The organism is Streptomyces sp. AgN23 (genome assembly GCF_001598115.1).
Lineage (GTDB): Bacteria > Actinomycetota > Actinomycetes > Streptomycetales > Streptomycetaceae > Streptomyces > Streptomyces antimycoticus.
The window spans coordinates 5,410,444-5,424,966 of sequence record NZ_CP007153.1 but is presented as its reverse complement, the minus strand read 5'-3'; the positions used below and the strand labels follow the sequence as shown (position 1 = coordinate 5,424,966).

At 72.4% G+C, this 14,523-nt stretch carries 14 protein-coding genes; 10 read left to right on the top strand and 4 right to left on the bottom strand.

Annotation, left to right across the window (positions count from 1 at the left end; genetic code table 11):
- Positions 1-196: 196 nt before the first annotated feature.
- Positions 197-1,903, top strand: a complete 1,707-nt coding sequence (locus AS97_RS23315) for a GAF domain-containing protein (protein ID WP_210565592.1) — start codon at positions 197-199, stop codon at positions 1,901-1,903.
- A gap of 541 nt (positions 1,904-2,444) precedes the next feature.
- Complete coding sequence (locus AS97_RS48635) at positions 2,445-3,284, top strand: hypothetical protein (protein WP_210565591.1); 840 nt, start codon at positions 2,445-2,447, stop codon at positions 3,282-3,284.
- A gap of 72 nt (positions 3,285-3,356) precedes the next feature.
- Here the strand turns inward: AS97_RS48635 and AS97_RS23305 are convergent, their stop codons facing one another.
- Positions 3,357-4,229 carry a Cof-type HAD-IIB family hydrolase gene (locus tag AS97_RS23305; RefSeq protein ID WP_210565590.1) on the bottom strand — a complete coding sequence of 291 codons (873 nt, stop codon included), beginning with the start codon at positions 4,227-4,229 and terminating at the stop codon, positions 3,357-3,359.
- Positions 4,230-4,426: 197 nt separating this feature from the next.
- Here AS97_RS23305 and AS97_RS23300 point away from each other — a divergent pair, with 197 nt between their 5' ends.
- From AS97_RS23300 to AS97_RS23265, 8 genes are all read left to right on the top strand, one after another.
- Positions 4,427-5,335: an LLM class flavin-dependent oxidoreductase gene (locus AS97_RS23300; RefSeq protein WP_059143691.1), complete on the top strand. Its 909-nt coding sequence runs from the start codon at positions 4,427-4,429 to the stop codon at positions 5,333-5,335.
- A gap of 158 nt (positions 5,336-5,493) precedes the next feature.
- Positions 5,494-6,402: a zinc metalloprotease HtpX gene (htpX, locus tag AS97_RS23295; protein ID WP_059143690.1), complete on the top strand. Its 909-nt coding sequence runs from the start codon at positions 5,494-5,496 to the stop codon at positions 6,400-6,402.
- 2 nt (positions 6,403-6,404) lie between these two features.
- Positions 6,405-6,989, top strand: a complete 585-nt coding sequence (locus tag AS97_RS23290; protein WP_210565589.1) for a hypothetical protein — start codon at positions 6,405-6,407, stop codon at positions 6,987-6,989.
- A 260-nt stretch (positions 6,990-7,249) separates the two neighbouring features.
- Positions 7,250-7,813, top strand: coding sequence for a hypothetical protein (locus AS97_RS23285; protein ID WP_059143688.1), 564 nt, complete (start codon positions 7,250-7,252; stop codon positions 7,811-7,813).
- Positions 7,814-7,928: 115 nt separating this feature from the next.
- Complete coding sequence (locus AS97_RS23280) at positions 7,929-9,008, top strand: ABC transporter ATP-binding protein (protein WP_059143687.1); 1,080 nt, start codon at positions 7,929-7,931, stop codon at positions 9,006-9,008.
- A complete protein-coding gene (locus tag AS97_RS23275) occupies positions 8,998-9,897 on the top strand; it encodes an ABC transporter permease (protein WP_059143686.1) in 900 nt (299 codons plus the stop codon). The genes AS97_RS23280 and AS97_RS23275 overlap by 11 nt, the downstream gene beginning before the upstream one ends.
- Positions 9,894-10,820, top strand: coding sequence for an ABC transporter ATP-binding protein (locus tag AS97_RS23270; protein ID WP_059143685.1), 927 nt, complete (start codon positions 9,894-9,896; stop codon positions 10,818-10,820). The genes AS97_RS23275 and AS97_RS23270 overlap by 4 nt, the downstream gene beginning before the upstream one ends.
- A 15-nt stretch (positions 10,821-10,835) precedes the next feature.
- The gene (locus AS97_RS23265; RefSeq protein ID WP_059143684.1) at positions 10,836-11,564 is read left to right on the top strand and encodes an ABC transporter permease subunit; all 729 of its coding nucleotides are present in this window, start codon (positions 10,836-10,838) and stop codon (positions 11,562-11,564) included.
- 147 nt (positions 11,565-11,711) lie between these two features.
- On the opposite strand, the gene AS97_RS23260 is transcribed toward AS97_RS23265, so the two are convergent.
- The 3 genes from AS97_RS23260 to AS97_RS23250 form a co-directional block, all read right to left on the bottom strand.
- Positions 11,712-11,918, bottom strand: coding sequence for a hypothetical protein (locus AS97_RS23260; RefSeq protein WP_247204466.1), 207 nt, complete (start codon positions 11,916-11,918; stop codon positions 11,712-11,714).
- Positions 11,919-12,204: 286 nt separating this feature from the next.
- Positions 12,205-13,497, bottom strand: coding sequence for an MFS transporter (locus AS97_RS23255; protein WP_059143683.1), 1,293 nt, complete (start codon positions 13,495-13,497; stop codon positions 12,205-12,207).
- A gap of 69 nt (positions 13,498-13,566) precedes the next feature.
- Positions 13,567-14,277: a FadR/GntR family transcriptional regulator gene (locus AS97_RS23250; RefSeq protein WP_059143682.1), complete on the bottom strand. Its 711-nt coding sequence runs from the start codon at positions 14,275-14,277 to the stop codon at positions 13,567-13,569.
- Positions 14,278-14,523 lie beyond the last annotated feature (246 nt).

The window sequence follows — 14,523 nt, the reverse complement described above, 5'->3', positions numbered from 1 at the left end:
GTCGGACGGGCCCGGGGCCAGGCACCGGACGCCGCGGGCCTCGGTGCCAGCCCGCAGCGGGCCTTGGGCCTAGCGGTGCCTGCCGACCGATGCCGCAGGGGCCAGTCGACCGTTGCGCAGGCGACGAAGATCCACCGGACCGGGCTCAGCGCGAACAGAGCGGCGTTCATCTGCGCCAGTCGTTAGGCTCGACGGCATGGCGGCCGCTGCGCCCTCCCCCGACCCCCTGGACGTGGCCGCGGAGGCGACCCGGGGTCTGCGTGGGCTGTCCACCGAGCTCACGGCGAGGCTGCCGCGGCTGCTGGAGGCGATGCGTTCGCTCGGCGACGGGCCGGACGCGCATACCGTCCTCGACCGGATCGTGCGCACCGCGGCCGAGCTGGTGGGTGCCCGCCGCGCCGCGATCGGGGTGCACCACGCCGACGGCGATGCCGCCGGGGGGCAGGGCCTGGCCGATGTGGTCACCTACGGCGAGACCGAGACCGAGACCGAGACCGAGACCGGCACCGGCACTGAGACCGACCGGGAGCGGTGCGCGGAGCTGCTGGCCGACGCACAGCGCACCGGAACGCCGTCGGCCACCCGGCCGCAGGGCTCGTATCTCAGCGTTCCACTGCGGGTCGGGGAGGAGGTCTTCGGCACCCTCTGCCTCGCGGGGAAGCGGGACGGCGGTCCGTTCACCGAGTCCGACCGGCAGCTGGTCGAGGTGCTGGCGACCGAGGCGGGGATCGCCATCGGCCACACCCGCGTCCAGGGGGCAACCCGGCAGCGCGAGCGCTGGATCGAGGGGTCGGTGGCCGTCACCCAGGCGCTGCTGTCCGGCGACGCCGGGGAAGGGCCCGCCGTGGTCGCCGAGAAGATCCGGGAACTCGCGGACGCGGTGGTGGGGATCGTGCTGCTGCCGGAGGAGGGCGAGGGCGGACTGAAGGTCGCGGCGGTGGCCGCCGATGAGCGGTCGGGGCTGCTCGGCGCCGTACTTCCGGCTCGCTCCCCGGCCGTGCCGAGGCTGCTGGCCGGACAGCCGGTCGTCATCGAGGACCCGGCCGCCGACCCGCTGCTCGGCACCGGCGTCCCCGGGCGTTACGGGCCGAGCCTGATGGTCCCGCTGAGCAGTGGGGACCGGGTGGTCGGCGTGCTGGCCACCGCGCGCGAGCGCGGCGCCCGCCCGTTCACCGTCACCGAGCGCACGCTGGCCGCCCAGTTCGCGGCGCAGGCGGCGGTCGCGCTGGTGCTCGCCGAGGCGCAGCGCGACCGGGAGCGGCTCGCGGTCCTCGAGGAGCGCGACCGGATCGCCCGCGATCTCCACGACCTTGTCGTCCAGCGGCTCTTCGCGACCGGGATGCTGCTGGAGAGCGCGGAGCGCCAGTTGGACGCGCCGGAGGTGCGGGAGCGGATCGAGCGGGCCGTCGAAGAACTGGGCGCCACCATCCAGGAGGTGCGGACGGCGATCTACGCGCTGCAGCAGACCCCGCCGGAGACGCCGCCCGGGCTGCGCGGCCGGGTGCTGCGGGAGGTCAGGGCGGCCGCCGTGCCGTTGGGCTTCCAGCCGTCCCTGACCTTGGTGGGACCGGTGGACTCCCGGGTCGGCACGGCGACCGGCGCCCATCTCGTCGCGGCGCTGCGCGAGGCGCTGTCCAACGCCTTCCGGCACGCGCGGGCGGAGCGGATCGAGGTGGTCGTGGACGCCACCGGGCGGCTTGCGGACGGGCGACCGTCGGTGCGGCTGACCGTCGCGGACGACGGGGTGGGCGTGCCCGCGGGCGGGCGGCGCAGCGGTCTGACGAACCTGGTGCGGCGGGCCGAGGCGCTGGGCGGCTCGAGCGGCGTCGGGCCCGGGCTCGGGGAGGGCGGGCGCGGTACGGCGGTGGTGTGGGAGGCGCCATTGCCGAGCGAGGGCGCCTGACGCCGCCGTGCGTCTGGCGTCGCCGCAGCCCGATGTCGCTATGTGCCTGACGGCGGGCTGCGTGCCTGCGTCTGGCGCCGCGGTACGCCTGCGTCTGCCGTGCGTCTGACGCCTCGGTACGTCTGCCACTGCCATGCGCGTGACGCCGCCGTGCGCCTGCGGCTGCCGTGCGCGTGGCTGCGCGGTATGCCTGCGGCTGCCGTGCGCGTGACGCCGCCCAGCGCCTGACGGCGGGCTGCGTGCCTGCGTATGCCGTCGAGCGCCTGGCGCCGTCGTGTGCCTGCGGCTGCCGCACGCGTGGCGCGTCGCCGCAGGGCGAGGGTGATGCCCGGCGGGCCACTGTGTGCCCGACACGCCGCTGTGGGGCGCTGGTTGTCGCCCGCCCGGCCCAACGCCTCACCTACGCGGGCCAACTAGCGCGCCGTCGGAGTGCGGTGCGTGGTGGCCGACGGTGGGATGAGGCTCGCGGGCCGTTCGGACCTTCGTATCCCATCGCCCTCCGCGACAGATGTGGCCCGACCGCGGGGAAGGAAGTCATGACGTGAACAGCCAGAGTCCCACTCCCAAGCGATCCCGGGCGCGCCGCCGGGTCCTCTTCGCCACCCTTGCTGCGGCGAGCCTCACCGGCCAGGTGTTGACCATGTCCCCCGCCGCTCAGGCGGACGACACCCTGGGCGGCGGCCGTCCCAAGCCGCCCCGGCCGCCGTCCATCATCCACGGGGTCCAGGAGTTCACCGCGGACGGCACCTTCACGCCTCCCGCGGGCGTCACCTCGGTGCACATCCAGGCGTGGGGAGCGGGCGGCGGTGGCGGCGGCGGTGGTGGCGGCGCCAGCGCCACGCTGACCGGCCTCGGCGGCACCGGCGGAGGCGGCGGATCCGGCGGCTTCACGTGGTGTGTCATCCCGGTCACGCCGTTCGCCACCTACTCGGTGGACCTGGGTACCGCCGGCGGCGCCGGTGGTGCCGGTGGCGGTGGCCCCGTGGGCGGCAACCCGGGTGGGAACGGCGGCGCCGGCGGGCCGGGCACTGCGACGACGCTGACCTCCAGCAGCGGCGTCCAGCTCATCGCCGGTGGCGGCACGGGCGGCACGGGCGGTGGCGGTGGTACGGCCGCTCCGGGCACTCCGGGCACCGGCGGTACTGGCGGCACCGGCGCCTGCAACAGCCTTTCCGTGGTGAACCGCACCGGTGAGAACGGGGCGTCCGGTGCCGACGGCGGCGAGGGCGGCGACGCGGTCGACGGCATCGTCGAGCTGCCCCCGACGAACACCAGCGCGGGCGGCGGCGGCGGCGTCGGCGGCCCCGGTGGCAACACCCCGGGCAGCGCGGGCTCCCCCGGTACCCCCGGCGGCAACGGCTACCTGGTCTTCTTCTGGTAAACGCGGTCGGTAAACGCGGTCGTGCGAACCGCCGCCCCCCGGCCCCACGGCCGGGGGGCGGTCACGTGCGCTTCAGCCCGCCAGGATCCGCTCGATGACGGCGGCGACGCCGTCCTCGGTGTTGGCGCCCGTGCGGTGGGTGGTCGCGGCGAGCACCTCCGGATGGGCGTTGGCCATCGCGTAGGAGGTGCCCGCCCACATCAGCATCTCCAGGTCATTGGGCATGTCGCCGAACGCAACGACCTCCGCGGCGGAGATCCCGCGCTCGGCACAGCACCGGGCCAGCGTGCTGGCCTTGCTGACCCCGAGCCCGCTGACCTCCAGCAGGGCGGACGGGCTGGAGCGGGTGAAGTCGCCGTAGTCTCCTGCCACCGAGCGGGCCAGCCGCAGGAAGGCGTCGGGCGCCAGCTCGGGGTGGTGGGCGAGCAGCTTGAGGACCGGCATGTCGGCGTGCGCGAATCCGTCGTGCAGCAGCTTCTCGGCGGGGGCGACGATCGCGCCCGGGTCGAGGTGGAACGGCGGGTACTCCGCTTCGTAGAAGATCCCGCCGCTGCGCTCGACCGCGAAGGACGTGCCGGAGGCCGCCTCGCGCAGCGCCTCGACGACGGCGAGGGCCTGGTCGGCGGCGAGCGGGCGGACCTCGATCGGCAGCCCGCCTCGGTGCAGATCGACCACGGCGGCGCCGTTGGCGCAGATCGCCAGGCCGTGGCCGTGCACATGGGCGCTGACGACGCCCATCCAACGGGCGGGGCGGCCGGTGACGAAGAACACCTCGATGCCCGCCCGCTCGGCCGCCGCGAGCGCCGCCACGGTGCGGTCGGAGACCGTCTTGTCGTTCTGCAGCAGGGTGCCGTCGAGGTCGGTGGCGATCAGCCGGGGTCGGGCCGGGGCCGGGTGGGAAGGCTCTGGGGCCGGGGTGTTCGGCCGCTCGGTCGCAGGGGTCACGGCAACCATCCTCCCGCATATGCCGCTCATTGGTGCCGGGGCTGTGCTCGTGTGGGTCCTTGGGCGCCGTCACGGGACGTCCCGAGGCGCTGTCCCAGGTGTCCCGCCCGTACGGCGTTGATCTCGGTACGGCGTTGATCCCGGTACGGCGTTGATCTCGGTGTGGCGTTGTCACACCCACCGCTTAGGCTCGCCCCATGCGAGTGAGCACCGTGATCCTGCCCGTCTACCGCTGGTCCGAGCGCGGCCGGGAGATATGGCAGCGCGCCGAGGAGCTGGGTTTCCACGCGGCGTACACCTATGACCACCTGTCCTGGCGCAGCTTTCGCGACGGGCCCTGGTTCGGGGCGGTCCCCACGCTGACGGCGGCCGCGGCGGCGACCTCCCGGCTGCGGCTGGGCACCCTGGTCACCTCCCCGAACTTCCGGCATCCGGTGACGCTGGCCAAGGAGCTGATCACGCTGGACGACGTGTCCGGCGGGCGGATCACCCTCGGCATCGGCGCGGGCGGTTCCGGCTTCGACGCGACGGCGCTGCTGCGGGGCGCCGAGGAGCCGTGGTCGCCCCGCGAGCGGGCAGACCGCTTCGGTGAGTTCGTCGAGCTGCTCGACCAGCTGCTGACGCACGATGTGGTGACGCGCGAGGGCACCCACTACAGCGCCCACGAGGTGCGCAACATCCCCGGCTGTGTGCAGCGGCCGCGGCTGCCGTTCGCGGTGGCCGCCACCGGTCCGCGCGGGCTGCGGCTCGCGGCGCGATACGGCCAGGCGTGGGTGACCACGGGCGACCCGAAGATCTCCGAGACCGGCACCCCGGCCGATTCGCTGGCCGCCATCGCCGGTCAGATCGAGCGGCTGGGCCAGGCGTGCGCGGAGGCCGGACGGGACACCGGCGAGCTCGGCAAGATCATGCTCACCGGTTTCACCCCGGCGGCCACAGAGCCGCTGAGCTCGGTGGACGCCTTCGTGGACTTCGCGGGACGCCATGCCGAGCTGGGCATCGACGAGATCGTGCTGCACTGGCCGATCCCCGATTCGATCTTCGCGGCCGACCTCGCGACCTTCGAGAAGATCGCCACGGAGGGCGCGGCACAGCTCGCCGGGTAGCGGGCGGCACAGCTCGCGGGATGACGGGCGGCACGGTCGCCGGATAGCCGGCGTGGCACGGACCACCGGATAACCGATAAAGGCCGGGCGCAGATCGCCCTATAAGCGGCAGAATCGGGTATAGAGCCTTTGGCGTCGCGTCACTGGGGAGGCATCCCATGCCGCATACCCGCTATGCCCCGGACCGGGGTCTGACCACCCGCATGGTCACGACAATGTTCTTCATCGGGCTGCTCTATGTGGTCTTCATCGGTGTGCTGCTCGCCCTGTTCAAGGGCGCCTGGCTGCTGATCGTGATCATCGCGGGAGGGCTGTTCGTGGCGCAGTTCTGGTTCAGCGACCGGATCGCGGCGTTCAGCATGGGCGCCCGGGAGGTCACCCCGCAGCAGGCCCCCGAGCTGCACGGTGCGGTGGACCGGCTGTGCGCGCTCGCGGACATGCCCAAGCCCCGGGTGGCCATCGCCGACACCGATGTGCCGAACGCCTTCGCCACCGGCCGCAATCAGCGCAACGCGCTGGTGTGCGCCACCACGGGGCTGCTGCGGCGGCTGGAGCCGGAGGAGCTGGAGGGCGTCCTCGCCCATGAGCTGTCGCATGTGGCGCACCGCGATGTGGTGGTCATGACCATCGCGTCCTTCCTCGGCGTGCTGGCGGGCATCATGACCCGCGCGGCGCTGTGGGGCGGGCTCAGCCGGAGCAGCCGCAACAACAACGTGGGCATCGCGGTGCTGCTCATCCCCCTGATCAGCGCTGTGGTCTATGCGATCAGCTTTCTGCTGACCCGGCTGCTCTCCCGCTATCGCGAGCTGTCCGCCGACCGCGCCGGCGCGCTGCTGACCGGGCGGCCCTCGGCGCTCGCCGCCGCGCTGACCAAGGTGACGGGGCAGATGGCCCGGATCCCGACCCGGGATCTGCGCAAGGTCGAGCCGTTCAACGCCTTCTTCTTCGCGCCCGCGCTCTCCGGGGAGAGCGTCAGCCGGCTGTTCTCCTCGCATCCGACGCTGGAGCGGCGGCTCGATCAGCTCGCCCGCATCTCCACCCAGCTCGGCCAGGCGGGAAGGGGCTGAGCGTGAGGATCTTGGACGCCATCCTGGGCCGCAGCAAGCCGGTGCGCCCCGACCTCGACCGGCTCTTCGGGCTCCCGGGGGCCGCGGTCAGCCTGGAGGCGGGGGCGGGGTTCACCCCGACCGGGCGCGGCTCGGTCTGCTTCGCGAGCGTGGAGGGCGGCGCCTTCTCCCAGCTCCAGCGGGATGTGCGGGAGCTGCTGGACGCGGACACGGACCGGGGCGGGGTGCCCGTGGAGTTCAGCCAGGACGCGTACGGCTACACCTGGCTGCTGGCCCGGCAGCCGCCGGACGATGTGCCCGCCCTGGTGAACGATCTGCACGCGGTGAATTCGCTGCTCCAGGACGGCGGGTTCGGCCCTCAGCTGCTGTGCTCGCTGATCGGCTTCCAGGATCCGGCGGGGCGTTCGCTCGCGCTGGTCTATCTCTACAAGCGCGGCACCTTCTACCCCTTCGCGCCGCTGCCGGGCGCCGCGGAGAAGCGGGACAACGCACTGGAGTTCCAGATGCGGGCGTTGCTCGGGGACGATCTGCGGATCGAGGAGGACCTGAGCCGCTGGTTCCCGGTCTGGGGCGCACCGGGTCTCTGACGGCCCGGCTCCGCCCGGATGAAGCGGCCCGACTCGCTCCGGACGAAGCGGCCCAACTCGCTCCGGGTGAGCCGGGTCCCACTCGCGCCGGGTGAACCGGCCCGACTCGCCCCCGATGCAGCGGCCCAACTCCCCCCTCCCAGTGCGAAGGCGAATCCACGGACCGGACAGGCCCTCAGGCATAGGAATGGGCTCGCGGGGCACCTTCTACCTTCGACATCGCATGCCGGAAGGTGACCTGACGCCCGGGGGAGGGCCGAATGAACTACTTGCGCGGCTTCATCCCATGGATCGCCCTCGCGGTCGTGTCGACGCTCGGCTGGCAGTGGGGCGCCCTGGCCGGGCTGGTGCTGGGTGGTGCGATGCTGGTGCGGGCCCGTAAGGCGGGCATGGCGGCTGACGCCCTCATCCTGGAGTGCAGCACGGTGGCCTTCTTCACCGCGCTGACGATCTGGGCCTTCGCCCGGCCGGACAGTGGACTCAAGGACTACATCGGAGCGCTGGCGCTGAGCTGGCTGGCCGTCACCGCCTGGACGACGCTCGCGGTGGGGCGGCCCTTCACCACCGGTGTCGCCCGCCGCCAGGCACCGCCCGAGGTGTGGGACACCTACGTGTTCAAGCGGATCAATGTGGTGATCACCCGCGCCTGGTCGACCGCCTTCACCCTCTCCGCCGCGGCGATGGTCGTGGTGATCTCCGCCGGTCTGGGCATGGTGGCGGCGCTCGCGGTCCAGTTCGCTGGGTTCGTCCTTCCGGCCCTGTTCACCGCGTGGTACCCAGGATGGGCACGGTCGCGTCTCACCCCGGCCGCACACCGGGCATAAGTCCCCGGAACACCTGTGGATACCCGGGGTAACCCCCGCCCGTCGGGGTCCTTCCCCTACGGGCGCGTCAGACCCGAGGACGAGGGGAATCCCACCGTCAGGAGTGACGCCGCTTGTGGCTCACACCACTACGGTCGAACACGTGACTGTGATCGCCACCGAAAGTCTGAGCAAGCGGTTCCCCCGCGTCACCGCGCTCGACCGGCTCTCCGTCGACATCGCACCAGGAGTAACTGGCCTGGTGGGTGCGAACGGCGCCGGTAAGTCCACGCTGATCAAGATCCTGCTCGGGTTGTCCCCCGCCAGCGAGGGCCGCGCTTCCGTGCTCGGTCTCGATGTGGCCAAGGACGGCAGCGCCATCCGCGAAAGCGTCGGCTATATGCCCGAGCACGACTGCCTGCCGCCCGATGTCTCGGCGACCGAGTTCGTCGTCCACATGGCGCGCATGTCCGGGCTGCCGCCCTCCGCCGCCCGTGAGCGCACGGCCGACACGCTGCGCCATGTCGGCCTGTACGAGGAGCGATATCGTCCCATGGGCGGCTACTCCACGGGCATGAAGCAGCGGGTCAAGCTGGCCCAGGCGCTGGTGCACGACCCCCGCCTGGTCCTGCTGGACGAGCCGACCAACGGCCTGGACCCGGTCGGCCGCGATGAGATGCTCGGCCTGATCCGCCGCGTCCACACCGACTTCGGCATCTCGGTCCTGGTCACCTCGCATCTGCTCGGCGAGCTGGAGCGCACCTGCGACCACGTCGTGGTCATCGACGGCGGCAAGCTGCTCCGCTCCAGCTCCACCAGTGACTTCACCCAGGCGACGGCCTCGCTCGCGGTCGAGGTGACCGACACCACCGACCACCCCGACGGCACCAAGGCGCTGCGCACCGCCCTCGACCGGGCCGGGCTCACCGTCCAGCCCGTCGGTCGCGAGGCCGACGGGACGCCCGGCTCCGACCATGTGCTGCTGGTCGACGTCGCGAGCGAGGAGACGTACGACACGGTCCGCGACACCATCGCCGACCTCGGCCTCGGCCTGGTCCGCATGGAGCAGCGCCGCCACCGCATCGCGGAGATCTTCCGGTCCGACGACGATGCGGACGCCCGGGACGCCCAGGACACCCCGGACGGCACGAAGAAGCCCGCAGGACCGGCCGGCGCAAGCGCACACGGGAACGGAGGTGCCGTCGATGCCGCCTGAGACCGTGACCCAGCAGCGTGCCGACGTCATTCACAACATCGGCTATCGCCACTACGACGGCCCGCGCCTCGGCCGCGCCTACGCCCGCCGCTCGCTCTTCTCCCAGAGCCTGCGTGGCGCCTACGGCCTCGGCCGCTCGGCGAAGTCCAAGGTGGCGCCGATGCTGCTGTTCGCCGTGATGTGCATGCCCGCCGCGATCATCGTCGCGGTGGCCATCGCTACCAAGGTGGACGAGCTCCCCGTCGAGTACACCCGCTACGCGATCATGCTGCAGGCCGTGATCGGCCTGTACACCGCCTCCCAGGCGCCGCAGTCCGTCTCCCGGGACCTCCGCTTCAAGACGATCCCGCTCTACTTCTCGCGTCCCATCGAATCGATGGACTATGTGGTGGCCAAGTTCGCCGCCATGGCCTCGTCGCTGTTCATCCTCACCGGCGCGCCCCTGCTGATCCTCTACGTCGGGGCACTGCTCGCCAAGCTGGACTTCGCCGATCAGACGAAGGGCTTCGCACAAGGACTGATCTCCGTGGCTCTGCTCTCGCTTCTCTTCGCCGGCATCAGCCTGGTCGTCGCCGCGCTCACCCCGCGCCGCGGCTTCGGCGTCGCCGCCGTCATCGCCCTGCTGACCATCTCCTACGGCGCGGTGTCCGCCGTCCAGGCCATCGCGTGGGACCAGGGCAGCACCGGCCCGGTGAGCTGGATCGGGCTGTTCTCGCCGATCACCATCATCGACGGGGTGCAGACGGCCTTCCTCGGTGCCACCTCCTCCTTCCCCGGCGGGGTCGGCCCCGGCACCGGAACCGGGCTCGTCTACGTCCTCGTTCTCCTCGGCCTGATCGCCGGCTCGTACGGGCTGCTGATGCGCCGCTACCGAAAGGTCGGCCTGTGACCACGATCGCCATCGACAACGTCTCCCGCTGGTTCGGGAACGTCGTGGCCGTCAACGACGTGACCATGAACATCGGCCCCGGTGTCACCGGACTCCTCGGCCCCAACGGCGCCGGCAAGTCCACCCTCATCAACATGATGGGCGGCTTCCTGGCCCCCTCCACCGGGTCCGTGACCCTGGACGGCGCCCAGATCTGGCGCAATGAGCAGGCCTACCGCCACATCGGCATCGTCCCCGAGCGCGAGGCGATGTACGACTTCCTCACCGGTCGCGAGTTCGTGATCGCCAACGCCGAGCTGCACGGGCTGCCCGATCCGCGTGGTGCCGCCCGTAAGGCGCTCGACACCGTCGAGATGGACTACGCCGGCTCCCGGAAGATCGCCACGTACAGCAAGGGCATGCGCCAGCGCGTGAAGATGGCCTCCGCGCTGGTGCACGAGCCCTCGGTGCTCCTCCTGGACGAGCCGTTCAACGGCATGGACCCCCGGCAGCGGATGCAGCTCATGGATCTGCTGCGGCGGATGGGCGCGGAGGGCCGCACGGTGCTGTTCTCCTCGCACATCCTCGAGGAGGTCGAGCAGTTGGCGGCGCATATCGAGGTGATCGTCGCGGGCCGACACGCCGCCTCCGGCGACTTCCGCAAGATCCGCCGGCTGATGACGGACCGTCCGCACCGCTATCTCGTACGGTCCAGCGACGACCGCGCGCTCGCGGCCGCCCTGATCGCCGACCCGTCGACCACCGGTATCCAGGTCGACGCGAGCACCGGAGCCGACGGTGGACTCCACATCCAGGCGGTCGACTTCGCCCGCTTCACCGAACTGCTGCCCCGGGTCGCCCGTGACCAGCACATCCGGCTCCTCACGGTCTCGCCCTCCGACGAGTCCCTGGAAAGCGTCTTCTCCTACCTCGTCGCGGCCTGAAAGGAGCCCATAGCGATGTCCTCGCTCTACCACCCCACCGTCGCACGGCTCACCTACCGGGCCCTGCTCGGCCGCCGCCGGGCGCTGATCCTCTTCTCGCTCCCGGGTCTGCTGCTGTTGATCTCGATCGCCGTACGGCTGCTCACCGGAGCCGACGACGAGACGGCCGACGCGATCCTCGGCGGCTTCGCGATGGCCACCATGGTCCCGCTGATCGGCGTGATCGCCGGTACGGGCGCGATCGGCCCGGAGATCGACGACGGCTCGGTCATCTATCTGCTGGCCAAGCCGGTGAAGCGGCCGACGATCATCTTCACCAAGCTGATCGTGGCGATCGGCGTCACGGTCGCCTTCTCCGCCATCCCCACCCTGCTCGCGGGCTTCCTGCTGAACGGCAACGCCAATCAGCTGGCCGTCGGCTACGCCGTCGCCGCCGCCGTGGCCTCGGTCGCCTACAGCGCGGTCTTCCTGCTGCTGGGCACCGTGACCCGGCATGCGGTGATCGCGGGTCTTGTCTACGCCCTGGTGTGGGAGACGTTCTTCGGCAGCCTGGTGGCCGGGGCCCGCAAGCTCAGCGTTCAGCAGTGGGCGCTGGCACTCGGGCAGAAGGTCGCGGACGGCGATGTCATCACGTCGGACGTCGGCCTGGCGACCGGCGTCATCCTGCTGCTGGTCGTGACCGTGGCCGCGACCTGGTTCGCGGGCCGCAAGCTGCGCACGCTGACCCTCGCGGGGGAGGAGTGACCACCGGCGTGGCCCGCGTGACCCGCGTGACCCGCGAGACCCGCGCGATCCGCGTGAGGTGACGCCCGGCGCCCGGGGGTTCGGGTACGCGTTACGGGCGCCAGGGCCTCGTACGCGCCTTACGGCGCCCAGGAGTTCGTGCCCGCCTTACGGCCGCCACCGCGCAGGGACGGCGGAGCGGCCGCCGGTTGTCTCCGCGGTGGCGGCGGTCGTCGTGACGGCCGCCGCCGCGGCGTGTCCGGGGGCTGCGTTGGCCTGGCCCAGGGCGGAGGCCACGGCCGCGGACGAACCGAGCAGGACGGTCGCGGCCACACAGGCCAGGCCACGGCCCAGGGGGCTCGCGGCCGCCGCCATGGCCGCCGGGTGCCGCCTCCCGCCGTGACCCGCGTCCCGTGGGTGGTCTCCGCCCCGGCCATGCCGCTCGTACCGCTCATCCAGCTCATGCCGTCCTCCGGTCCTCGTCGGTGGCGATGACACCGAGAGCGGCGGCGGGAGTTGTCGGCCGGCCCTCCGTGGCCTGAGGACCGGCTGTGAAGGCGTGAGGTCGCTCAGGTTCAAGCCGTTCGGCCCTCCGGGCCGCTCAGGCTCAAGCTGTTCGGCCCTCCCGGTCGCTCAGGCGCCGTTCGGCCTTCCGGGCCGCTCAGGACCGGATCTTGCGGTCGCGTCCCGCGCCGAGGCCCAGCGCCGCCAGCACCCCGCACACCGCCAGCATCAGCGTGAGCGGCAGCCCCCAGCCGCCGATGGTCTGGTGCACCACGCCGAGCGCCAGAGGGCCCACCGCGGCCAGCAGATAGCCCCAGGTCTGTGCCATTCCGGACAGCCGCGCCGAGGTGTGGGCGTCCCCGGTCCGCAGCACCATCATGGTCAGCGCGAGCCCCACGGCCCCGCCCTGTCCGACGCCGATCAGCGTTGCCCAGACCCACGCCCCGGCGACGGGGGCCACCAGCAGGCCCGCGATCCCGGCGCCCATCAGCGCCGCGACCGCCACGGCCAGCGTCCGCTGGGAGCGCATCCGCCCGGCGAGGGTGGGCACCACGAACGAACCGACCATCTGCAGCATGGTGCTGAAGGCGAACACCAGCCCGGCCGTGTTCTTGCTCATGCCGTGGTCGGTGAAGATCGTCGGCAGCCATGCGATGCAGACGTACGCGATCGACGACTGCAGCCCCATGAACAGCGTGACCTGCCAGGCCAGCGGGGAGCGGCTCAGCCTCGGCCCCGCCTCCGGTGTCGTCCTCACGGGCGTTGCCGCGGGCTCACCGTGGTGCGTTCCGCGCCGCGCGAGCACCGTCTGGGGTATCCAGACCAGCGCCGCGAACGCCGCCAGCAGCGACCAGGAGGCGAGCGACCCCCGCCAGCCGCCGAGCGCGTTCTCCAGGGGCACGGCGGAGGCGGCGGAGACCGTCGCCCCGCCGATCATCGAGGTGGTGTAGAGCGCGGTCATCCCGGCGGCCCGGTGCGGGAAGTCCCGCTTGACCAGGCCCGGCATCAGCACATTGAGGAACGCGATCCCGCTGCCGACGAGGGCGCCCCCGGCGAAGAGCGCCATCACGGACGGCGCCACGCGCAGCAGGATGCCGCCGATCAGCAGCGCCAGCGCGCTCAGCAGCACCGCCTCGGTGCCCCAGCGCCGGGCGAGCCGGGGCGCGAAGGGCGAGGCCAGGCCCATGAAGATCAACGGAATGGTCGTGACCAGGCTGCTCATGGTCGCGGACAGCCCGAAGTGGCCGCTGATCTCGCCGAGCAGCGGGGAGACCCCGGCGAGCGCGGCCCGCATGTTGAGCGACGCCAGCACGATGCCGATCAGGAGGAGGGCGGGGTGAGCCCGCAGGGTGCGCCGCGCGGCGGCCACCTCGGGGGTCGGCCGCAGATCCGTCTCGGCGTCCACGAGCAGGGGTTCGGCCTCGGGGCCGGGGGTGTGCGGGCGTGGCAAGAAGAGCTCCGTTCCGGTCGTGGTGGGGTGGGGTGGTCCGGGGCGCGGTGAGGCCCGCCGAGAGAGGGCTCAGCCGGTGGCGAGCAGGGCTTCGATGGCGCGTTTCGGCGCCTCCAGTAGCGCCCGCGCCGCCGCCTCGGCGGCCGCCGGGTCGCCGGAGGCGATGGCGTCGACCAGGGCGCGGTGGTCGGCGGGGACGATGCTCGGCACCTCGCGGTCGCCGAGCGAGGCCACCAGCGAGTCGCGCACCGAGCTGCTGAACCAGCCGTAGGTCGCGCTCAGCGCGGCGTTGTGCGCGGCCTCCACCACGGCGGTGTGGAACTCCAGGTCATGGGCGGCGTGCAGCTCATGATGACCCTCCGCAGGCGGCTCCCCGGCGTCCCCGAACGCCTCGAGCGACTCCAGCGCCGCCCGCATCCGCCGCAGATCGTCGGGGCTGTGCCGAAGCGCGGCCAGCCGCGCACCCTCCGCCTCCAGCGCGATCCGCAGCTCCAGCACATCCCGGATCCCGGCGCGCCGTACGCCCCGCATGACCTCGGCGGGGTCGGCCGTGGAGACCACGAAGGTGCCCTCGCCCTGCCGGGACTGCAGCATTCCCGCGTGCACGAGGACGCGGACCGCCTCACGGACCGTGTTCCGGCCGACCTGGAGCTGTTCGGCGAGGGCATGCTCGGTGGGCACGCGGTCGCCGACCTTCCACTCACCCTCGGCAAGCTGCGCCCGCAACTGCTCCACCACGGAGTCGACCAACGACTGCCGCCCAGCCGCCCGCAACGCCATCCCTTTCGGCTCCCTCACTTCGATTCACCCGGTTGCCCAGTCATCCTACAACTGGGTAGGAGTACGGGTGAGGGTGGGCCCGGCCCTGTGGATAACTCGAAGCTGCTAGGTCCACGTTGGACCTAGCAAAAGCGTGCAGGTCAGAGCCTCGCGGGCCGTGCATCCCGTTGCTGACGGACACCCGGCCTCACGCAGCGAAGGGGCGGGCGCCGTCGGGCGCCCGCCCCTTGTGGCTCGCCGTCCTCC

Bases quoted from the DNA above. Each gene is read 5' to 3' on its own strand.
- AS97_RS23315 (WP_210565592.1), top strand. From the start codon at position 197: ATGGCGGCCGCTGCGCCCTCCCCCGACCCCCTGGACGTGGCCGCGGAG.
- AS97_RS23300 (WP_059143691.1), top strand. From the start codon at position 4,427: ATGCGAGTGAGCACCGTGATCCTGCCCGTCTACCGCTGGTCCGAGCGC.
- htpX (WP_059143690.1), top strand. From the start codon at position 5,494: ATGCCGCATACCCGCTATGCCCCGGACCGGGGTCTGACCACCCGCATG.
- AS97_RS23285 (WP_059143688.1), top strand. From the start codon at position 7,250: ATGAACTACTTGCGCGGCTTCATCCCATGGATCGCCCTCGCGGTCGTG.
- AS97_RS23275 (WP_059143686.1), top strand. From the start codon at position 8,998: ATGCCGCCTGAGACCGTGACCCAGCAGCGTGCCGACGTCATTCACAAC.
- AS97_RS23265 (WP_059143684.1), top strand. From the start codon at position 10,836: ATGTCCTCGCTCTACCACCCCACCGTCGCACGGCTCACCTACCGGGCC.
- AS97_RS23260 (WP_247204466.1), bottom strand. From the start codon at position 11,918: ATGGCGGCGGCCGCGAGCCCCCTGGGCCGTGGCCTGGCCTGTGTGGCC.
- AS97_RS23250 (WP_059143682.1), bottom strand. From the start codon at position 14,277: ATGGCGTTGCGGGCGGCTGGGCGGCAGTCGTTGGTCGACTCCGTGGTG.